Raw genomic sequence first — 20,889 nt, 5'->3', positions numbered from 1 at the left:
AGCCGAATCGACTCGGAGGTTTCATGGGGATCGAGTACAGCAGTGTTGTCGACGCACCCCGCGACGACGTGTTCGCCTGGCACGCACGGCCGGGTGCCATCCACCGGATGCTGCCGCCGTGGCAGCCGATGAGCGTCGTCGCGGAAGCGGCGTCGCTGGCCGACGGGTGCGCGGTACTGGGCCTGCCCGGCGGGCTGCGCTGGCACGCGCAACACAATCCCGATCACTACGCCCCACCCGCCCGCTTCGTCGACGAATTGAGCCGGGGCGGATTGCGTTCGCTGCCAACGGGTCTGATCGGGCATTGGCGGCATGAACATCGTTTCGACACGGTCGGCGACGGGCGTACCCGAATCACCGATCGCGTCGACACACCGGTGCCCGGGCGGCTGCTGCGGCCGACGTTCCAGTATCGGCACCGCCAGCTGAGCGACGATCTGGCCGCCCACCGATGGGCGAGTGAGCACGGTGACCGACCCGGGTCGGTGGCGGTGACCGGGGCGTCGGGATTGATCGGCAGCGCGCTGACCGCCTTCCTGACGACTGGTGGCTACCGGGTGATAAGGCTGGTCCGCCATGAGCCGCGAGACGACACCGAACGTCGCTGGAATCCCGAGTCGCCCGCCGAGCAACTGCTCGACGGGATCGATGCCGTGGTGCACCTCGCCGGCGCGTCGATTGCCGGACGATTCACCGAAGGGCACAAGAAGACGGTGCGCGACAGCAGGATTGAGCCGACCCGGCGGCTGGCCGAGTGTGCCGCGCGGGCGACCGACGGACCGTCGGTCTTCGTCAGCGCGTCGGCGATCGGGTGGTACGGGCATGACCGGGCCGACGAGCAACTCGACGAGTCGGCACACCGGGGCGACGGATTCCTGGCCGACGTCGTCGCCGACTGGGAAGCGGCGACGGCCCCGGCGGTCGCTGCCGGACTGCGCGTGGTCACCGTCCGCACCGGGATCGTGCAGACGCCGCGCGGCGGCACGTTGCACCTGATGCGGCCGTTGTTCGCCGCGGGGCTGGGTGGACCCTTGGGGGACGGTCGGCAGTGGCTGTCGTGGATCGACATCGACGATCTGATCGACGTGTATCACCGTGCGCTCGTCGATGCGGGATTGTCCGGTGCGGTAAATGCGGTTGCGCCACAACCGGTCCGCAATGCCGACTACACGCGGTCGCTGGCCGGGGTGCTGCACCGTCCAGCCGTGCTGCCCGTGCCGGAGGCGGGCCCGGCGCTACTGCTCGGCAGTCAGGGCACCCGTGAGCTCGCCATGGCGAGCCAGCGGGTGGTTCCCGCCAAGCTCATCGATGCCGGGCACCACTTCCGGCGCCCGGACCTGGAACAGTGCCTGCGCCATCAGTTGGGAAAGGCGGCCTGATGATCGACGCACAGCGACAATTGGTGGTCGATGCGCCGGCCGACGCCGTCTTCGCGTACCTGGCGGACTTCACCACCACGCAGCAGTGGGACCCCGCCACCGTGCGCACTGAACGCATCGCCGGCGACGGCGGGGTGGGCACGCGCTACGTCAACACGTCGCGCTTCGCCGGCCGCACGTCGGAAATCACGTACGAGGTGACCAGCATGACGCCGGGGCGGTCGATCGAACTGCGCGGGGTCAACCAGTACCTGATCGCTCGGGACACCATCACCGTGACCCCGCATGCCGACGGAACTGAGGTCACCTACCGGATCAGGTTTGCGTTCCAAGGTTGGCTGCGGTGGCTCGAACCGCTGCTCCAACTGGCGGTGGCGCACCTACTCGACGACGGGGCGCGTGGCCTTCGCCGCGAACTCGCACGGATCTGATTGCGCGACAAGTCCTCACAGACCGATGGCGGCGGTGCAGTACCGCCACACCTCGTCCAGCTCCGCATCGGCGTGGTGCGTGGTGGGCAGATAGTGCGTGGGACGGATCCGGCGGTCGTGCCAGAACTGTCCCGACGGCGGCGTCGGGTCGGTCGCCGTCAGCCAGACCGCGGTGTCGGCGGCCTGCTCGGAGGTACGCAGGATCGGCCGCGTCAGCCGGCGGAACCCGGGCAGCGACTGAGCCACGCCTGGTGTGTCCGCCCAGCCGGGATGCATGGCGGCCACCATCACGCCGGACCAGCGCTGCGCCAACAGTGGAGTCAATGCGACCTGGATGCGCTTACTGCGGGCATAGGCCGTCGCGCCGCGGTAGTGCCCCTGCCGGTATTCGATGTCGTCGACCGCAAGCGGCTGGGTGTACATGCCGCCCGAGGACATCAGCACGGCGCGTGGGTCTGGCGCCGCGGCCAGCGCGGGTAGCAGGAGTTCGGTCAGCAACACCGGACCCAGCACATGGGTGGCCAACGAAAGCTCATGCCCCTCAGCGCTTTCGGTCCGGTGTTCCGGCATCACCCCGGCGTTGTGGATCACCGTGTCCAGGCGTGGACGCCGGCGCAACAGATCGCCGGCGAACGTGCGGACCGCGGCCAGGTGCGATACGTCGCACACCTCGACCACGATGTCGGCGTCCCGCACGGCGGCGAGTACGTCGCGTCGCGCGGCCTCCCCGCGGGCCCGGTCGCGCACCGTCATCAACACTGTCGCGCCGAGTCCCGCTAGTTGGGTGGAAATGGCTTTGCCGATGCCCGAATTCGCGCCGGTGACCAGCACTGTGCGGCCGGAGAGTGCGTCTGACGGCAGGCCGGGCGCCGGCCAGAACCGTTGCCGCACGGCCAAACCCACACGCGAATAGCCGAGCACCACGGTACGGTCCAGCAGCTGGTCGAACAATCCCTCAGCAGTCATGATCAGGTCAGCGAGACGACGACCACCGGTGTGCTCGTCGGTTGGCTCGATCCTGTTCCGGGCTCGACGGTCACGGCCACCTTGGCGGCCGAGTTCAGCGCCGGTATCACCTCGCCGCCGGGCGGCGGCATGGTGTCCGCGCTCATGGTGCCGGCGGACCGCGGTGCTCCGGACGCCGGGATGAACCACATCTGATAGACGTGACCTGCCGGTGGCGCAGGCACATTGGACATGGCCACGACGACGGCGTTCGCCTGTTGTGAGGCGCTGAGCGTGATGGTGCCGCCCGCGACCGCAGCGGAGAACGTGCGGATGTCGGGGTTGGCCAGCACCTGCGAAACCGTCTGCTGCGCCGGGTGATTCGTGAACCGTTCGGCGACCACCGTCGTGCCGATGACGATCGCGCAGACCGCGGCGGCGGCTGCCACCACCCGCAGGATCAGCCGCCGTTGTCGAACGCGCCTGAGCGCCAGTTCATCTGAACCGTCGCCTGCCGACTGGATACCGATCGCCTGCAGGATGCGCGTGCGCAGCTCGGGGGATGGCGGCAGGGCGTCGCCGGCGGTGACCAGTGCCATGGTCTCCTGGGCGTCGCCGACGATCCGGGCGAATTCCTGTGCGGTGTGTGGCGCGACCGCACCGAGGCGACCGGCGATATCCGAGCGTTCGGCTTCGGACACCGCATCGAGTGCGTACACGTAGGCCAGATCGAGCAATTGCTGTTCGTCGTCGGTGTAGCTGTCAGGCATCGGTGCCCACCCCCAGGCAATTCTTCAGGCGGATCAGTCCGTCGCGGATACGGGCCTTGATGGTGGGGAGCGTGACGTCGAGGTGTTCGGCGACCTCCCGGTAGGTGTTGCCGCTGTAGTACGCCAGGCCGATGGCTTCACGCTGGACGGTGGTCAGTCCATCGAGACAGTCGGCAACCTCTTGTTCGTCGAGTCGCTGTGCGACCTCGTCGGCGACGGCATCGTGTTCCCGGCCGAGGCTCGATACGCCGTAGACGTGATTGCGGTCCGCGGCCGACTGCTCGGAGCGCACCCGATCGACGCTGCGACGATGGGTCAAGGTCAGCAGCCAGCCCATCGGGCTGGCGAGCGCGGGATCGTATTGCCGCGCCGCCGTCGTCCACACCTGGAGGAACACCTCCTGTACGACGTCCTCGGCCAGCACCTGGTTACGTACGACGCGATAGGCAAGCCCATGAACGCGCGCAGAGGTCAGGTCGTAGAACTCGGTGAAAGCCGCGCCGTCGCCGTCGGCGATCGCGGCCAGGAGTGCGGCGCGGTCCGGCTCGGCCTCCATCTGGGCATCGTCGCACAGCCGCGCGGGAGTCGTGTCGGTCCTGCGCAACCTGTCGGATCCGGACGGCGTGCTCACGATCGTGCCTCCGGCTGCAGCACCAGCTGGTGCAGGTCCAGGTAACCGGAAGCGAAGCCGGCTTCGGAGTAGGCGAGGTAGAAGCGCCACATCCGCCGGAAAACCCGGTCGAACCCCAGTGCGTCGGCGCCGGCGCTGTTGGCCGTGAATCGCTGCAGCCACAGTCTCAGGGTGTGGGCGTAATGCGGCCCGAACGAATGGCGGTCGGTGATCCGGAGCGCGGTGTGCGCCGCGATCGAGCGTTCGATGAGCTTCACCGACGGCAGGAACCCGCCCGGGAAAATGTACTTGTGCACCCAGGTGTAGGTGTCGCGGGAAGCCAGCATGCGCTTGTGCGGCATGGTGATCAGCTGTAGGCCGATGCGTCCGTCGACATCGAGGAGGCTGTCGAGCGTGCGCAGGTAGGCGGGTAGGTAGCGATACCCGACGGCCTCGATCATCTCGATGGAGATGATCGCGTCATAGGTGCCGGTGATGTCGCGGTAATCGCACAACTCGACGGTGATCCGGTCCGACAGCCCTGCCGCGGCGATGCGCTCCCGGGCCAGCAGTTGTTGCTCGCGCGACAGTGTCACGGTGTGCACGTGTGCTCCACGCTGCGCGGCGCGGATCGCCAATTCGCCCCAGCCGGTGCCGATTTCGAGCAGGCGTGTGCCGAACCCGACGCCGGTGGCATCGAGCAGCCGGTCGATCTTGCGGTGCTGCGCGGACTTCAGATCGCGCCAGGCCGGCGGTGGGTCGACGGTGCCGAACAGCGCACACGAGTAGGTCAGCGTCGGATCGAGGAACATGCTGAAGAACTCGTTGGACAGGTCGTAGTGATGCGCGATGTTCGCGCGGGTGTCCGGGCGCGCCCCGCGGTGGTTGCGGGGTGTCCGGGGCAGGAGAACAGTACGCAGTCCCTGGAACATGGCCGGTACGACCGTGTCGATGCGCGACGCCAGCGCGGTCAGTACGGCGGTGAGCTCGGGCGCCGACCAGTCGCCGACCATGTACGCCTCGCCGAAGCCGATCAGACCACTGTTCGCGATCCGGCCGAAGAAATCATCGGGGCGGTGCAACAACATTCGCGGTGCAGCCGGGTCTGCCGCTCCGGCCGCACCCTGTACGGTGCCGTCCGGGTATTCGACGCGCAGCGGCAGGTCCCGTACGGCGCCCCGGAACAACGCGCGGGCGACGGGAGCACCCAGCCTGGTGCGCAGACCGCCTGGCACCTGGGCGATTTCGGTCCACCTGGCCGGCAGGAACGGATCGTACGCGGCACCGTCGTGGAGCTGATTCGTCATAGGGCGGCCTCCTGGGGGCGGGGATGCAGGGGCAGGCCGCGCGCCCAGAGGCGCAGGCCTTGCCAGCGGATGCGTGCGGCGACCAGCAGCGGCGCCAGCGGCGCTGCCAGTGCGGTGGTCAAAACGGTTGCTGGGCGGGCGGGGTGGATCGACCCTGCCCAGCTGGCGGTGAGGACGACCGCGCCGGACGTGTCGCGCAGCGTGATCGCGACGCTGAGCCGGTCATGCGAAGGCGCAGGCACCCGGAGCACGTACCGGCCACCCACCGGGTTGAACGGCGAGACGTAGAACGCCTTCGGCACGCTCGCCTCGCCGCGATGATCGACGCGCAGCAGGTACCGGTGCCGCCCGCCGTAGGTGTTGTGCACCTCGGCGACGACACAGACCAGCGCGCCGCCGGCATCGTGGCACCAGTAGAGGGTCAGCGGATTGAACACGAAGCCGAAAACCCTGGCGTTGGCCAGCATTCGGACCCGACCACCACCGAGTTCGATCCCGTGTCCGTCCAGATAGGAGTCGACGTTCTGGCGCAGTGTCCGGTGCGGATCGCCGACGTGGTCGGCGGCATGAAACCCGGCGAGCGGCCGCAGCAGCCGGGGTAGTTGGGGCACGGCGTCGAGGTCGACCAGCCAGCTGTAGCTGCGATAGGTGAACGCGTGGCGTACGGGGGCGGTGCGAGCGTGGTGGATGCTGGTCCGCACGATCTGCGGTGGGCTCATGCCACATTCCCCGCTGGACGGAGCAGCGGCGGCACCGGACCGCTCCACCTGCCGCCGAGTCGCTCCGCCGCGACGACGCCGGACACCGCGCCGTCCTCGTGAAAACCCCAGCCGTGATAGGCGCCGGCGAACGCCAGCCGATGATCGCCGAGCGTGTGCAGGCGCTGCTGTGCCGCGCGGAACGCGGGGGAGTACTGCGGATGGTCGTACAGCATGGTGGCGATGACCTGGCTCGGGTCGACCCGACTGCCGCCGCCCAGGGTCACCACGAAGCGGCGATCGGCGCTCCCGTCGAGTCGCTGCAAGCGGGTCAGGTCGTAGCTGACCAGGACCTGGTCTGCGGTCACGTCGCAGGCCGGCATCCGATAGTTCCACGACGCGCGGGCGCCGGGACGTCGGGGTAGCAGCGACGTATCGGTGTGCAGCGCAGTGTGATTGATCGAGTACCGCAGCGCGCCGAGTATCTCGATCTCGTTCGCCGTCGGTTGGTCCAGGACCGAGAGGGCCTGATTCGGATGCGTCGCGATCACTGCTGCGTCGAATTGCTCGACCCGGTCCGCGTCGTCACGCACCGTCACTCCATCCGCGTTGCGGGTGACGGTGCGCACGGGCACCCCGGAGCGCACCGACGGTAGCCGGGCGGTGATCGCCTCGACGTAGCGCGCCGACCCTCCGGTGACCGTGCGCCAGGTCGGCGAACCGAACACCGTCAACATCCCGTGGTGGTCGAGAAACGCCAGCAGGTAGCCGACCGGATAGTCGAGCGCGACGTCCGGTGGGCACGACCAGACCGCGGCCACCAACGGCACCATGAAATGCGCGATAAAATAGCTGGAAAACCCTGCTGCCGTGAGGAATTCACCGAGGGTCCGGCCGTCGGCCACCCCGGCCGCGAGTTCGGCGCGCGCGAGGCGGTGGAAGCGCGTCACCTCCGCCAGCATGCGCAGATAGCGCGGGGTGAACAGCGAGCCCGGCGCGGCGAAGAGACCGGTCAGCCCCTTTGCCCCGGCGTACTCCAGGCCGCATCCTTCGCAGCAGACCGACATCGACATGTCGGACTCCTGGGTGCGGACGCCGAGTTCGGCGAACAGGCGAAGCAGGGTCGGGTAGGTCCGGTCGTTGTGCACGATGAAGCCGGAGTCGACGCCGACGGTGCCGCTGCTGCCGTGACGAGCGGCCAATTCATGGGTGTGGGCGTGGCCACCGCATCGCGGTTGAGCCTCGAACAGCGTGACTTCGGCGTCCCGCGCGAGCACCCAGGCCGCGGTGAGCCCCGATATGCCGCTCCCGACCACTGCAATCCGCCGCACTGTGCCGTCCCTCCTGGTTGGTCACCAGGAATTCGGAGCGGGCTGCGGTGCGGATAGGTGGATTCCGGGAAAAATCTATTCGGCCGGTCCGGGACTGTTCGCCGACCACAATTCGGCGACGGACGCTCCGAGCTGGGCCAGCATCCGGCGCAGCAGCGGCAGGCTCAGCCCGATGACGTTGGAGGGATCACCGTCGATCCCGTCGATGAACCAGCTGCCCAGGCCGTCGAGTGTGAACGCGCCCGCCACCCACAGCGGTTCGCCGGTGCCGAGGTAGGCCTCCAGGTCGGCGGGGCTCGGCTCGCCGAAATGCACTGTGGTGGAACCGAGTTCACTGACCGTGGCGGTGACGTTGCCGTCGGTCAGGCGCAGCACGCAGTGACCGGTATGCAGGACGGCGCTGCGTCCGGCCATCGAATTCCATTGCTGCCGTGCCACATCGGGGGAGCCCGGCTTGCCGGTCAGTCGGCCGTCGAACTCGAGCATCGAATCGCAGCCGATCACAACGCAATCCGACGACAGCTCCGGGTCGAGTGATTCGGCGACCCGCTGTGCCTTGGCTGTGGCCAGGGCTTGCACGACGTCGCCGGGGCCGGCGTCGCCGAGAGACGCGATGATCGCGTCCTCGTCGACATCGGACACCAGCACGACCGGTTCGACACCGGCCTTGCGCAGCACGCTGAGCCGGCCGGCGGAGGCCGAGCCGAGGACGAGCCTCATCAGCGACGGATGAAGGTGCGCTCCACCAGGGTCACCAGCTGCCAGCTGGTGTACGCGTACCGCAGCTTGGAGACCGGGTGGCCCCAGTCGTTGCGGTCGCCTGCCTCGGCGGCACCGCCGCCGGAGGCCGAGGCCAGCACCGTCACCAGAGCAGCGAGCTCCTCGTCGGACGGGTTGCCCTTGACGACCTGGAACAGCGGCGCCACGGGTGCGTCTGCGGCTTCAGCTTCGGACACGTTGTCGGCGCTCACGTCTGCCAAATCGTTCGCCCCGCTCACAGTGGGATGTTCCCGTGCTTCTTCGGCGGCGTCTGGACGATCTTGCGCTCCAGCAGACGCAGCGAGTTGGCGATGTAGCCGCGGGTGTGCGACGGCGGGATGACCGCGTCGACGTAACCACGCTCGGCGGCGACGTACGGGTTCACCAGGGTGTCCTCGTACTGCTGCTGCAGCTGCAGGCGCAGGGCGTCAACATCGTCGCCGTTGGCCTCGGCGGCCTTGAGCTCGGAGCGGTAGACGAAGCCGACCGCACCGGAGGCACCCATGACGGCGATCTGGGCCGTCGGCCACGCCAGGTTGACGTCGCAACCCATGTCCTTGGAGCCCATGACGCAGTACGCGCCGCCGTAGGCCTTACGGGTGATGACGGTGATCTTGGCGACGGTGGCCTCACCGTAGGCGTACAGCAGCTTCGCGCCGCGGCGGATGATGCCGTTGTACTCCTGCTCGGTGCCCGGCAGGAAGCCCGGGACGTCCACCAGCATGATGATCGGGATGTTGAAGGCGTCGCAGGTGCGGATGAACCGCGCGGCCTTCTCCGAGGCGTTGATGTCCAGGCAGCCGGCGAACTGGGTCGGCTGGTTGGCCACGATGCCGACCGGACGGCCGTCGATGCGGCCGAAGCCGATGACGATGTTCTGCGCGTAGCCGGGCTGGACCTCGAGGAACTCGTCGTCGTCGAGGATGCGCGAGATGACCTCGTGCATGTCGTACGGCTGGTTCGGCGAATCCGGGATCAGGGTGTCGAGCTCGAGGTCCTCGTCGGTGAGGTTGTCCTCGATGGCGCCCGGGTGCGGCGGCGCGGGCAGCCGCGGCGGCTCGGCGTAGTTGTTCGGGGGCAGGTAGCTCAGCAGGTCGCGGACGTAGTCGAGGGCGTCCTGCTCGCCGGAGGCGACGTAGTGCACGGTGCCGGACTTGGCCTCATGGGTGTGGGCGCCGCCCAGCTCCTCCATGGTGACCTCTTCACCGGTGACGGTCTTGATGACGTCCGGTCCGGTGATGAACATCTGGCTGGTCTGGTCGACCATGATGATGAAGTCGGTGAGCGCGGGGGAGTAGACGTGGCCACCGGCCGCGGCACCCATGATGAGCGAAATCTGGGGGATGACACCCGACGCCAGGATGTTGTTGCGGAAGATGCGGCTGTACAGGCCGAGCGAGACCACACCCTCCTGGATGCGGGCGCCGGCGCCGTCGTTGATGCCGATCAGCGGGCGGCCGGTCTTGATGGCCAGCTCCTGGACCTTGACGATCTTCTCGCCGTAGACCTCGCCGAGGCTGCCGCCGAAGACGGTGGCGTCCTGGCTGAAGATGCAGACCTCGCGGCCGTCGATGGTGCCGTAGCCGGTCACCACGCCGTCGCCGAGCGGGTGCTTGTCGCCCAGGCCGAAGTTGGTGCTCCGGTGCTTGGCCAGCGCGTCGAGTTCGACGAACGAACCCTCGTCCAGCAGCGCCAGGATGCGCTCGCGGGCGGTGAGCTTGCCCTTCTGGTGGACCTTCTCCACGGCGGCCTCGCCGACGGGGTGCAGGGTCTCTTCGGTACGCCTACGCAGGTCTTCCAGCTTGCCTGCGGTGGTGTGGATGTCGATCGCCTTGTCCACCGTTGGCTCGGTCACGCTCGTCATGGCGACGATGTTAACGGTTCTCTAAGAAAGTTGTGAAGTTGGGGTGCCCACTCGGCGGGTCACGCCGGTTTGCGCAGGACCACTGCCGCGAAACTCGTGAGCGCCGGGACGGGGTGCTTAAGAAGGAAACGGCTCTTCGCGCGCTCGAGGGCGTCGAGCGGCGGCAGCACGCGGTAGTAGCCGTGGCCGTAGGCGCCGGACCAGGATTCGACCTCGAAGCCCACGCTTTCGTAGCGCTTGATGGCCTTCTGGGTGGGGCCGGTGGTCCAGCGGTAGTAGGCCGGGAACTTCTCGTGGTGCGGGTTCTGCAGGCGTCCCGGCTGCAGCTTGCTGATGACCGTGCGCGCCGCCTGCTCCGGGATCAGCAGGTTGACCACGAACGGGAACGCGAACAGCGTCGGGAAGAAATGCACCGAAAGTCCGCCCGGGCGAAGGAGTTTGAAGCAGTTCTCATGGAACGTCCGGGCGTCGGGCAGGTGCTCGCAGAGCATCTTGGAGAACACTAGATCGTATGCGTTCAACTCGTTGTCGATCGGTTTGCAGAGATCGGCGACGCGGGTGTGCACGCGACTGTTGGCCTTGGCCAGCTCGGTGGCCGAGATGTCGATGACGACGCGCTCGTCGGCGAAGTTCCAGTCGTCGCCGCCGATGATCGGGTTGGCGCCGCCACCGAGTTCGGCGACGGCCTTGACGCCTTCGCGCTCGGCCAGCGTGCGGACGGACTCGTCGTAGCCCTGCCACAGGGTGTCCAGGTCCTTGTAGTCGACGTCCACGTGTGTACCGCTCATCTGCGCACCGTTCATAGATTGTTCCGCCCCCGTGGCTGGCGCGTCCTGCGTCAGCAGTTTGCTGGTAGGTAAATATACACTCCGCGCGCGTGTCCCGCCCGTCACTTGGGTTGAATGCCGCTCGGGGCGCGATATTTGCTGAGCGGCCCCTGAGCGCAGCGCCGGCGGCTGCCCGCCATGGGGTGGGTAATGCCTGGTCGGGCCAGCGCGGTGTCCGCGTTGACCCGCCTGACCGTTACGCTCCGTCACCGTCCGTGAGCACTGGAATCGACTTAGCTGGACGGGTACGTCGGCTTTGCCGTAGGCACGTCCTGCGCAGGCGCGATGCATTTAGCTTGTCATTTGCGTAAGTTTGCGGTTCGATATGCGTGCCCGCTGTTTTCGGGTAGCTGACTTCACGACCGCGAAATGATCCGCCGATCGGCGCAAGGGGATATTCAACAGTGCATTCGACGCGCAAGTACGACGGAGTGGACGGGCCGAAGGTTGCGCTCGCCCACGACTATCTGACCCAGTTCGGCGGCGCGGAAAAAGTTGTGCTCTCGATGACCAAGGCGTTCCCGGACGCCCCGCTGTACACGATGCTGTACGACCCCGAGCTGACCTATCCGGAGTTTGCCGACCTGGATATCCGGGTTTCCGCGCTGAACAAGGTGGGTCTGGCCCGCAAGTACCACCGGGCCGCCCTGCCGATCTACCCGCGAGTCGCCGAGTCGATGTACATCGACGCCGACGTCGTGCTGGCGAGCTGCAGCGGCTGGTCGCACGGTTTCCGCACCAACGGCAAGAAGCTCGTCTACTGCTACAACCCGGCGCGCTGGCTGTACCAGACCGAGGCCTACCTCGGGGACCACGCGAACCCGATCAAGAGTCTGGGCCTCAAGCTCACCAAGAAGTGGTTGCTGGACTGGGACCGCCGGCAGGCGCTCGCCGCCGACAAGTACCTCGCGATCTCGACCATGATCAGCGGGTACGTCAAGAAGGCCTACGACATCGATGCCGAGGTGATGTTCGCTCCGGTGGCGATGTCGCGGTCGTACGCGGTCGAGCCCGTCGAAGAGCTCGAGGACAAGGTCGATCTGAGCGATCCGGACGGCAGCTTCTACCTGGTGGTGTGCCGACTGCTGCCGTACAAGAACGTCGACGTCATCGTGCGGGCGTTCGCGGGCAGCGACCGGCAGCTGGTGGTCGTCGGCAACGGGCCGGAGGCCGACCGCCTGCGGGCGATGAAGACCGACAACGTCACCATGCTCCACAACCTCACCGACGGTCAGATGGCCTGGCTCTACAAGAACTGCCGGGCGCTGATGTCGTCGAGTTTCGAGGACTACGGCCTGACCCCGATCGAGGCGGGGGTGTGGGGCCGGCCGAGCGTCGCCCTGCGCTTCGGCGGCTTCCTCGACACCATCGACGAGGGCGTCACCGGCCTGTATTTCGATGAACCGCAACCGGATTCGGTTCGCGAGGCGCTGGACCGATTCGAGTCGGCGACGTGGGACCAGGAGAAGATCAAGCACCACGTCTCCCAGTTCACCGAGGACGCGTTCAGCGCTCGGCTGCATGAAGCGGTCGACAAGCTGGCCGGGTACTGATGGCGCCAGACGCGACTCCGGTCGCCTCGCTGAAGGACTACCGCCTGGTGTACGTCGGGCCGGCGGACCACGAGACGGCGGTCGGCGACTACGCGGAGAACCTGACCCGCGCGCTGCGGCCACATGTCGGCGAGCTGGTCGAGCACCGCACACTGGGTCCGGGGTCGGACAGCGCGCGGGAAGTCCTGGAGCACCGGCGCGCGGTCGCGGGCCTGGTTGCGGCCGGCAAGCCGGGGCGGGTGTTGGTGCACGCGGAGCTGGCGGCCGGTGCGGTGTCGGCGTTCTGGTCGATCGCGGGGTTGCGTGGGGTGCCGGTGACGGCGACGGTTCATGATCCGCCGCAGGGCATCTGGTGGCCGGGCCGCACGAAGTTCGTGGCACGGCACAAGCTGGTGATGCATGGGCTGCACTACCCGTTGCGTCCGGTGTCACGGATGCTCGAGGGCATGGTCAATGGCGATCGGACGTTGTTCGCGCTGAGCCAGATCGGCGCGCAGTCCATTCGTGACACCTATCCGAAGACCGATGTGGCGTACGCCCCTTATCTCGTCTGCGAGCGGCCCAAGGTCCGCCCGGTGATCGAGCGGCCGAAGGCGGTCGGTTTCTTCGGGCATGTGTACCGGGGCAAGGGTTTTGAGCAGATCGCGCGGATTCGCCGGGAGTTGCCCGATGACATCGTGATCCGGGTGGCGGGCCGGGGGACCGAGGCGTTGCCGGGCGGCCCCGGCGTGGAGATCGTTGGTGCGGTCGACGGTGCGGCCGAGGATGCGTTCTTCGATTCGGTGCGGGCCGTGGTGATTCCGTACGGCAAGCGGCATTTCTACGCCGAGACCTACCCCGCGTCCTCTGTCGCGGCGCACGCCCTGGCCTACCGCACACCGGTGGTGTGTACCGACTATGGCTCCCTGGCCGAATTCGGCACCGAGACCGGCGCGGTCGTCGTGCCCATGGACTCCGACGACCCGAAGGCGCTGCCGGCCGGCTTCTCCGCGGCCATCGAAGCACTACTCAATGACGAAATCCGGCTCAAGCAACTGGAGGTGAACGCCGACCGGACCCGTCAGGAACGCTCGCCGGAGAACGTCGCCGCCGCCTACGCCGCAAAGTGGTCGGAGATGCTGGCGCGCCAGGGCCGACTGCACTGACGAGGCCGAAACACTGTGGTTAACTCGGAATCCGGGACGACGGGAGCGAACAACGTGATTGGCGAGCCGGCAACGGCAGACCCGGCAGATGTGGCACGTAAGAAAGCGGCCGCGCCGACTTTGAAATTGCCACCCGAGCCGGAATGGGAGCTCGGCGAGGACGGTCGCGTCACTTACTACAAGATGCAGGCCATGGACGTTCGCCGCAAGGCGCGCAACCGAATTGGTGAACTGCTGTTCAACATGTTCATCACGCACATCCCGTCGCACGCCATCCGCCAGGGCTTCCTGCGGCTGTTCGGCGCCACCATCGGTGAGTGGTCGACCATCATGCGCGGTACCACCATCCTCGACATCGAATTCCTGACGATCGGCAACGGCACCACCATCGGGTTCCGGTGCCTGCTCGACGCGCGCGCCGGCCTGTGGATCGGCGACAACGTCACCATCGCGAGCGATGTGCACCTGCTCGGCGGTGGTCACGACATCAATCACCCGGACTTCCTGCCGATCCCGATCCCGACGGTGATCGAGGACTACGTCTGGATCGCCAGCCGGGCCATGGTGCTGCCGGCCTTGATCGGCCGCGGCGCCGTCGTCGCCGCACAGGCGCTGGTGGTCAAAGATGTGGTCCCGCTCGACGTCGTCGGTGGTAACCCCGCCAAAGTGTTCGCCAAGCGAAATCCGGATGCCTTGGGCTACAGCGCAAAGTACCGGCCGCTGTTCTGCTGATGCCGGTCGATCTACGCGAGTACCGGTTGGTCTACATAGGGCCGGCCGAAGGCCAGACGGCCGTGGGTGACTACGCCGAGAACTTCGTCAACGCGGTACAGCCACTGTTCGGCGAGGTCGTGCAACGTCGCACCCTGGGACCCGGCGCCGAGACGGTGGCCCAGGTGCGGGGGCACCGGCGCGCGGTCGCCGAAATGGTGGCCGCCGGGAAGCCGGGGCGGGTGTTGGTGCACGCGGAGCTGGCGGCCGGTGCGGTGTCGGCGTTCTGGTCCGTTGCCGGGTTGCGTGGGGTGCCGGTGACGGCGACGGTTCATGATCCGCCGCAGGGCATCTGGTGGCCGGCGCGGACGCGGTTCGTGGCCCAACACCGGCTCGTCATGCACGGCTTGCACTACCCGTTGCGTCCGGTGTCGCGGATGGTCGAGGGTATGGTCAACGGTGATCGGACGATGATCGCGTTGAGTCAGATCGGCGCGGACTCCATCAAGGCCACGTACCCCGATTCCAACGTCGCCGCCGTGCCGCACATCATCTCCGAACGGCCGCAGTTGCGTCCGCTGACCGAGCGGCCGAAGGCGGTCGGTTTCTTCGGGCATGTGTACCGGGGCAAGGGTTTTGAGCAGATCGCCCGGATTCGCCGGCAGTTGCCCGATGACATCGTGATCCGGGTGGCGGGCCGGGGGACCGAGGCGCTGACCGGTGGCCCCGGGGTCGAGATCGTGGGCGCGGTCGACGGTGCGGCCGAGGACGGGTTCTTCGATTCGGTGCGGGCCGTGGTGATTCCGTACGGCAAGCGGCACTTCTACGCCGAGACCTACCCGGCCTCCGGCTCGGTGGCCCACTCGATGGCGTACCGCACGCCCGTGGTGTGCACCGACTACGGCGCACTGGCCGAACTGGACGAGCGCGCCGGTGCCCTCGTGGTCCCCATCGGCGACAAGGACGCCGAACAGGTCGCGGCCTCATTGGCCGAGGCCATCGTGTCCCTCGTCGACGACGATCAGCGGCTGGCCGAATTCGGCCGGCACGTCGAGGCATACCGTGCAGCCTGTTCCGGACCGCGCACCGCCGAAGCTTTCGGCCGGGTGTGGACCGACATGCTGTCCCGATCATCTGTGAGCGTGTGACCTGACTGCCACCGAAGCGCCCGGCCGTAATGTGGCGAAGACGCTCATCTCCCTGATCTGGATCTACGGCGGTCGCGGGGTGGGCCTGCTGTGGACGCTGATCATCGTCCAGCGGCTCGGCGTCTCCGAATACGGTTTGTACGCCATGGCGACGGTCCTCAACGGCATCGTCGGCAACACCATCGACAACGCCTTCGCGGTCCGGGCCATCCGGGAATCCGAAGAGCACTTCCTTCGCGAACGCACCATGCGCTACCTGCTCGCGCTGGGGCTGGTCACCGCCGGCGCGGTCACCTTCGACCTCAACTACGTCATCGGCTTCGGCCTGATGGTCGCCGGCGGTGAGATCGCCATGAACGTGGTGAAGAGCCAGTCCGCGCGAGATGGCCACCCGGACAAGGTGTATCGGCTCGACACGGCGCGGCAGTTCACCAGCGCCGGCATCGGCGCGGTGTACCTGTACACGGCGGCGCACCCGACGCTCACCCATGCGTCGCTGCTGTACTGCACGCCCTACGTGCTGGCGCTGTTGGTCGGGGCCAAGTTGGCCATCGGTCACCGACCGGCACCGCCCGGCCCGCCCCGGTTGATCGCGGCGCTCACCGGCGAAATGCTCGGCACCACCCTGTATCTGGGCGGCGACGTGCTGCTGCTCGGCACCCTCGTGGACACCAAGGCAGCCGGCTACTACCAGCTGGCGTGGGTGGTGGCGGCAGCCGTGGCAGCCGCCGGGCAGTCCTTCGGCATGACCTACCACGAGCCGCTGCGCGAGAGTGGTGGTGACCTGTCGGCGGCCCCGCCGCTGCGCAACATCCTGCGGATGGCAGCACTCGGCGGGTCGCTGCTGCTGATCATCGGCGCCTGCCTGTTCGCCTTCGGGGCGCCCACCCAGCTGGCCACGACCATGATGATCATGGGTGGCTTCGCCGCCCTGCGCATCTGCATCTTCGTGCTCCAGGTGATCCTGTACACCCAGCGTCGCGACGTCTTCCGGCTCACCATCGCGGTCGGACTGGTGCCGGTGAAGCTCGGCATGGTCGCCGCCCTGGCGACGTTGACGCCGCTCGGCGCGGTGGGCGCCGCCATCGCGGCCACCGTCGCCGACGCGATCATGCTGGCCGGGTTCACCTGGGCGGTGTACCGGCCGCGCGACGCAGTACCGACCGCCGAGCCGTCCGATCACACCCAGGAATCATGACCACACCGAAGGCCGCGTTCATCCTGTCGAAAGACCCGGTGCTCGAACACACCGGTGACGTCGCGCTGGCCCGCATGCTCATGCGGCTGGCAGCCGACTCCTTCGAGGTGTCGGCCATCGCCCTGTCGCCCGAACCCGGCACCGTCACCGCCGACCTGATTCCCGGCGGCCTGCCGCTGGAGCGGGTCCACAAGCCCGCCGTGCGCCCGCACCGGCTGCTCATCGACTCCCTGCGGCGCCGGCGCAGCTTGGTGCATGTCCGCTTCGACACCGACGAGCTGGTCCGCGCCATCGACCGCAGCGACGCCGACGTGTTCGTCGCCGAACACAGCTACATGGCCGAATCCTTCTTCCGCAGCAAGCATTTCGGCAAGAAGCGACTCGTCGTCAACACCAACGTGAGCGAGTCGCTGGTCTGGCGGGCCTCCCGCGGCGCGCTCGGGCGCATCGAGGAACCGCGGCTGATCCGCGACGAACTCCGCGTCGCGCGCGCGGCCGACGGCGTCAGCACCTACGACGCCGAGGAAGCCGGGTACTACCGCGACAACGGTGTCCGCGACGCCCGCTTCATGGACATCACGATGCCGCCGGGCACGCAGGTCGACGTCGCGGCGTCCCCGCCACGGCTGGTGTTCATGGGCACCCGCGACTGGCCACCCAACCAGGAGGGGTTCCTGCGGGCCCTCGAACTGTGGCCGCGGATTTCGGCCGGCATCGCCGGCGCCGAACTGTGCATCATCGGGGCGAAGAAGCCCGGTGCGGCCGACCCCGTCTACCCCGACGGGGTCCGCGACCTCGGATTCGTCGACGACCTCGGGGCGTTCCTCGGCACCTGCCGTGCCCTGATCGCACCGATCAGCACCGGCGGGGGAGTCCGGGTCAAGCTGCTGGACACCATCCGGATCGGGCTGCCTGCGGTGGCGACCACCGCTGCCATCGGATCACTCGGGCCGATCTTCGGGTTGCGCCCGTTGGACGACGACGCCGCGTTCATCGCCGAATGCCGCCGGCTGCTCACCGAGGTGCCGGCCGCGGTCGACCTGGGGAACCAGCTGTACGAGATCAATCGTCAGCGGTGGCAGGACCGGTTGCCGCACCGGGCGGTGGCCGACCTGCTGCGCGGCGAGAATCAGGTGTAGTAGACCTTCACGCCCACCCACGGCGCCCAGACCATGTAGCCGTGCTGGAAGTCGACGCGGTTGGTGCCGTTGACGTAGCGCTCGTCGATGGTGGCCAGCCCCAGTTGCGGCTTCCAGGCCTGTGCGAACGCGCTCGAGGCCCAGTGCGCACCGGTCTCGGGCGACCACCACACCCGGAACTGGCTGCCCCCGGAGAAGTCCTGTTGGCCGTTGGCGAACAGGCTCGCGGGCACTGAGTTGCGCGCCATCGCAATGTCGGCCACCGGGCGCGGCGACGACACGTAGCCGCTCGGCATCTCGTAGATGGTGTTGATCGTGCGTACCTGAGCCCACACCGTCTTGGTGGCCTTGAACACCGGGCTGAGGACCGAGCCGTGTGCCGGGTCGGTGATCTGCGAAAAGCGCTGGAATTCCGGTGATTTCGGCACGCCGGCGGCGATGGTCGCCGCCAGTTCTGCCGCCGCGGGCTTCGGCGTCCAGTCGCTGCGGTAGAGCCCGACGGTGGCGTCCGCCTGATTGCTTCCGGTCTTTCGGTCACGCGTGGTGTACACCATCAGCGGGCCGGTGTACGGCATCTCCTGCCACTTGGTGTAGATGTCCTTCAGGTAGGCGGCCTGGGTGGTTTCGTTGACCACCGAGGTGGGCTCGCCGTACTCGGTGGCCCAGATCCGCTTTTCCTCGTCGCCGTTGTCGATCATCACCTGGCGCATCTGAACCAATTGCAGGACAGGCGAATTCGCGATCAGCATGCCGTCGGAGAACTTCAGGTTGTAGTTGTACGGGTGAAACGACAACGCGTCGAAGTTCCCCTTGGCGCCTGCGGCGTACATCCCGGCGATGAAGCGCACGGGGTTGATCGCCCACGAGCCGAAATCCACCACCGCGCCGACGACCCCGCCGATCACCGTCGCGTCCGGATCGACGGCCTTGATCCGTGGGTAGGCCGACTTCAGCAGATCGGTGTAGCCGGCGGGATCCGGTGCGGGGCTGTAGAAGAACACCGCGTTCGGCTCGTTCCAGACCTCGTATGCGGAGATCTTCCCCTTGTAGCGGGTGGCCACCTTCGCGGTGAAATTGCCGTAGGCATCCGGGTTGGCAGGCCGGCTGCTCAGCGGCAGGCCCCCCTGCGACATGGCCCACGGTGGGGTGGCGTTGATGAACGCGATGATCGACATGTTCATGGCGGCAGCGGCATTCACCGTCTTGTCGACCAGGCTCCAGTCGAGTTGGCCGAGGACGGGCTCGACCCCGGCCCACGGAATCATCAACCTGATGGTGTTCACCCGGTTGTTGGCCATCAGGGTCAACGTCCGGTTCACGTCGTCCTGCGACAGGCCATAGATATCGGAGTCCGCGAAACCGATCGTGGTCGGCAGGGTGACGACGTTGGCCCGCTCGGCCACCCTGACCTGCTGCGGGGCGTCGCCCGGGATGCCGGTCAGGGCGATGAGGGTGCACACCATGGTGCCGGCGATCGTCGATGCCACGCTGGTGAAGCGGCGGGCAGATCCTGTGGGGCGCTTCCCGGGCATCATGCAACCGCCCTTCACCTATGAAGTGCGTCGCAGGGAGCAAACGCGCACTCAGTGTGCAGCAGTAATGGGCATTTGCTGTGAATCTGCTTGGGCGTGTCGCAGCCGTATCTCTTCTCGGCGTTGTCGGTCTATATGCACCAGGAATGCCAGCAAAATCGAGAATTTGAGGGTGGCCGGCGGGATACCGACCACCGGGTGATCGAGTTGGAGCGCGACAACGCAGAATCCGATGAAGATGCCGCCGTACACCGCCCACGGAAATGAATTGGAGCGGATGGCCCGGTAGCTCATGATGCAACCGATCAGCATGATCGCAAAGAACGCCAGGCCGGTGAAGATGCCGCCGCGGTAAATCGTCAGCAATGGCGCGTTCGACACGTGGTTCAGCACAAACGCGTAGTTGCCGTCCCGGAATTCGAGTCGGTTCCAGCCTTTTCCGAACAACCAGTAGCCGGCCATGGTATCGGGGAATTCGCGGATGGCATCAATTCGTGAAGTGGAGCCGACGTCGTCACTGCTGAAGGAATGCATGAACCTGGTGCGCACTTCGGGTATCGCCGCCGCGAGGCCCAGGGCGGCCACCATGGCGGCGATGGCGAGCGCGCGATCCTTCGACCGCATGGTGTGGAAGGCCAGCACCAGCAGCGTCCCGGCGACGACGGTGAACATGCCGGCCCGACTCAGCGTGAGCAGCAACGCGACCGCGAAGACGCCGGTGATCGCGATGCGCTGCCAGCCGGCAAATACGACCAGGGCGACGGCGATCGCGACCACGAGCGCGATGCCTTCGGCGTTGGGATCGACCGACGTGCCGCCGAGTCGCATGGAGCGGGCCATGCCGCCGTCGGTAAAGGCGAAACGGGTGGCGGTGTATTCCGCGGCATAGCCGAAGACTCGCAGGTATCGGAACGAGGTCTGATTGGGGTCGAAAGCCACGATGTACAAGCCGAATACGGCGTTGAACAACGTCCCGTAGACGAATATCCGGCCGAATTTCTCCAGATGCTCGGTGGTCAGGCTGCTCAGTGCGATCGCGACGAGGGTCACGACGGACCACCGGACGATCTGGATGACGTCGCCCATGCCGACGCCGGTTACCGCGACGGAGGCGATCGAGGTCAGCACCAGCGCGATGATCGACCATTCCATCGGGTGGATCGGTCGGGCCAGTCGGGGGTGCACGAACAAAGCGACCACTGCACCGAATGCGAACGGCAGATATAAGGGGACGTGAACGCCAGGGAAATACCCGAATGGCAGAGCGCCGGTGACGAGCGCCAATCCGTACAAGAACCACAGTGGATGTCGCAAACCGACATAGATGCCGGCGACCAGTGCGGCAATAGCGACAATGCCCAACAAAGTGAGCTGGCCGAAAGACGTCGCCAACCAGACCAAGCCCATGATCCCAGCCAGAATCCCGGCCGATGATTTAAGATTGCCGAGTTGACCCAAACGGGCGTTCATGCCGACTATGTTCTCAGCTCAACCAGCTAAGCTCAAGCAGGTTGCCCGGACCCGTGGCGAGTCTGAATGGTC

20 protein-coding genes are annotated in these 20,889 nt (G+C 67.1%); 8 read left to right on the top strand and 12 right to left on the bottom strand.

What is annotated here, in order from left to right; translation table 11 throughout:
• Positions 1–23 precede the first annotated feature (23 nt).
• Entirely contained in the window at positions 24–1,379 is a 1,356-nt protein-coding gene (locus A7G45_RS21015) for a TIGR01777 family oxidoreductase (protein WP_260940085.1), read from the top strand.
• On the top strand, positions 1,379–1,810 hold the full coding sequence (locus A7G45_RS21010; protein WP_260940084.1) for an SRPBCC family protein: 432 nt from the start codon (positions 1,379–1,381) through the stop codon (positions 1,808–1,810). The genes A7G45_RS21015 and A7G45_RS21010 overlap by 1 nt, the downstream gene beginning before the upstream one ends.
• Positions 1,811–1,825: 15 nt before the next feature.
• Here the strand turns inward: A7G45_RS21010 and A7G45_RS21005 are convergent, their stop codons facing one another.
• The 10 genes from A7G45_RS21005 to A7G45_RS20960 all read right to left on the bottom strand — a co-directional run bounded on the left by A7G45_RS21005 (position 1,826) and on the right by A7G45_RS20960 (position 10,882).
• Entirely contained in the window at positions 1,826–2,776 is a 951-nt protein-coding gene (locus tag A7G45_RS21005; protein WP_260940083.1) for an SDR family NAD(P)-dependent oxidoreductase, read from the bottom strand.
• Between the two features lie 2 nt (positions 2,777–2,778).
• Positions 2,779–3,525, bottom strand: a complete 747-nt coding sequence (locus tag A7G45_RS21000) for an anti-sigma factor (RefSeq protein ID WP_260940082.1) — start codon at positions 3,523–3,525, stop codon at positions 2,779–2,781.
• Positions 3,518–4,156, bottom strand: a complete 639-nt coding sequence (gene sigK, locus A7G45_RS20995) for an ECF RNA polymerase sigma factor SigK (protein ID WP_260940081.1) — start codon at positions 4,154–4,156, stop codon at positions 3,518–3,520. Before sigK ends, A7G45_RS21000 begins: the two co-directional genes overlap by 8 nt.
• Positions 4,153–5,442 (bottom strand): SAM-dependent methyltransferase, encoded by a 1,290-nt coding sequence (locus tag A7G45_RS20990; RefSeq protein ID WP_260940080.1) that lies wholly within the window; start codon positions 5,440–5,442, stop codon positions 4,153–4,155. The genes sigK and A7G45_RS20990 overlap by 4 nt, the downstream gene beginning before the upstream one ends.
• On the bottom strand, positions 5,439–6,161 hold the full coding sequence (locus tag A7G45_RS20985) for a DUF1365 domain-containing protein (RefSeq protein WP_260940079.1): 723 nt from the start codon (positions 6,159–6,161) through the stop codon (positions 5,439–5,441). Before A7G45_RS20985 ends, A7G45_RS20990 begins: the two co-directional genes overlap by 4 nt.
• Entirely contained in the window at positions 6,158–7,471 is a 1,314-nt protein-coding gene (locus tag A7G45_RS20980) for an NAD(P)/FAD-dependent oxidoreductase (protein ID WP_425561504.1), read from the bottom strand. The genes A7G45_RS20985 and A7G45_RS20980 overlap by 4 nt, the downstream gene beginning before the upstream one ends.
• Positions 7,472–7,546: 75 nt before the next feature.
• Complete coding sequence (locus A7G45_RS20975) at positions 7,547–8,191, bottom strand: Maf family protein (RefSeq protein ID WP_260940078.1); 645 nt, start codon at positions 8,189–8,191, stop codon at positions 7,547–7,549.
• Positions 8,191–8,442, bottom strand: a complete 252-nt coding sequence (locus A7G45_RS20970; RefSeq protein WP_260940077.1) for an acyl-CoA carboxylase subunit epsilon — start codon at positions 8,440–8,442, stop codon at positions 8,191–8,193. Before A7G45_RS20970 ends, A7G45_RS20975 begins: the two co-directional genes overlap by 1 nt.
• A gap of 23 nt (positions 8,443–8,465) precedes the next feature.
• Positions 8,466–10,094, bottom strand: coding sequence for an acyl-CoA carboxylase subunit beta (locus tag A7G45_RS20965; protein WP_260940076.1), 1,629 nt, complete (start codon positions 10,092–10,094; stop codon positions 8,466–8,468).
• A 59-nt stretch (positions 10,095–10,153) separates the two neighbouring features.
• A complete protein-coding gene (locus A7G45_RS20960; RefSeq protein ID WP_231575506.1) occupies positions 10,154–10,882 on the bottom strand; it encodes a class I SAM-dependent methyltransferase in 729 nt (242 codons plus the stop codon).
• Between the two features lie 443 nt (positions 10,883–11,325).
• Between A7G45_RS20960 and A7G45_RS20955 the strand changes: the two genes are divergently transcribed.
• The 6 genes from A7G45_RS20955 to A7G45_RS20930 are packed head-to-tail and all read left to right on the top strand — an operon-like array spanning position 11,326 to position 17,815.
• A complete protein-coding gene (locus A7G45_RS20955) occupies positions 11,326–12,474 on the top strand; it encodes a glycosyltransferase (RefSeq protein WP_260940075.1) in 1,149 nt (382 codons plus the stop codon).
• Positions 12,474–13,619, top strand: a complete 1,146-nt coding sequence (locus A7G45_RS20950) for a glycosyltransferase (protein ID WP_260940074.1) — start codon at positions 12,474–12,476, stop codon at positions 13,617–13,619. Before A7G45_RS20955 ends, A7G45_RS20950 begins: the two co-directional genes overlap by 1 nt.
• 54 nt (positions 13,620–13,673) lie before the next feature.
• Positions 13,674–14,351 (top strand): acyltransferase, encoded by a 678-nt coding sequence (locus tag A7G45_RS20945; RefSeq protein ID WP_260940073.1) that lies wholly within the window; start codon positions 13,674–13,676, stop codon positions 14,349–14,351.
• Positions 14,351–15,478 (top strand): glycosyltransferase family 4 protein, encoded by a 1,128-nt coding sequence (locus tag A7G45_RS20940; RefSeq protein WP_260940072.1) that lies wholly within the window; start codon positions 14,351–14,353, stop codon positions 15,476–15,478. The genes A7G45_RS20945 and A7G45_RS20940 overlap by 1 nt, the downstream gene beginning before the upstream one ends.
• Positions 15,479–15,509: 31 nt before the next feature.
• The gene (locus tag A7G45_RS20935; protein WP_260940071.1) at positions 15,510–16,676 is read left to right on the top strand and encodes a polysaccharide biosynthesis protein; all 1,167 of its coding nucleotides are present in this window, start codon (positions 15,510–15,512) and stop codon (positions 16,674–16,676) included.
• The gene (locus A7G45_RS20930) at positions 16,673–17,815 is read left to right on the top strand and encodes a glycosyltransferase (RefSeq protein WP_260940070.1); all 1,143 of its coding nucleotides are present in this window, start codon (positions 16,673–16,675) and stop codon (positions 17,813–17,815) included. Before A7G45_RS20935 ends, A7G45_RS20930 begins: the two co-directional genes overlap by 4 nt.
• Here A7G45_RS20930 and A7G45_RS20925 read toward each other — a convergent pair.
• A complete protein-coding gene (locus A7G45_RS20925; protein ID WP_260940069.1) occupies positions 17,806–19,347 on the bottom strand; it encodes a beta-galactosidase in 1,542 nt (513 codons plus the stop codon). The genes A7G45_RS20930 and A7G45_RS20925 overlap by 10 nt on opposite strands.
• 51 nt (positions 19,348–19,398) lie before the next feature.
• Positions 19,399–20,817, bottom strand: coding sequence for an O-antigen ligase family protein (locus tag A7G45_RS20920; RefSeq protein ID WP_260940068.1), 1,419 nt, complete (start codon positions 20,815–20,817; stop codon positions 19,399–19,401).
• Positions 20,818–20,889: the final 72 nt, after the last annotated feature.

Origin of the sequence: Mycolicibacterium llatzerense (assembly GCF_025331195.1) — a bacterium.
GTDB classification, from domain to species: Bacteria; Actinomycetota; Actinomycetes; order Mycobacteriales; family Mycobacteriaceae; genus Mycobacterium; species Mycobacterium llatzerense.
This window is presented reverse-complemented; position numbering and strand designations above follow the sequence as displayed.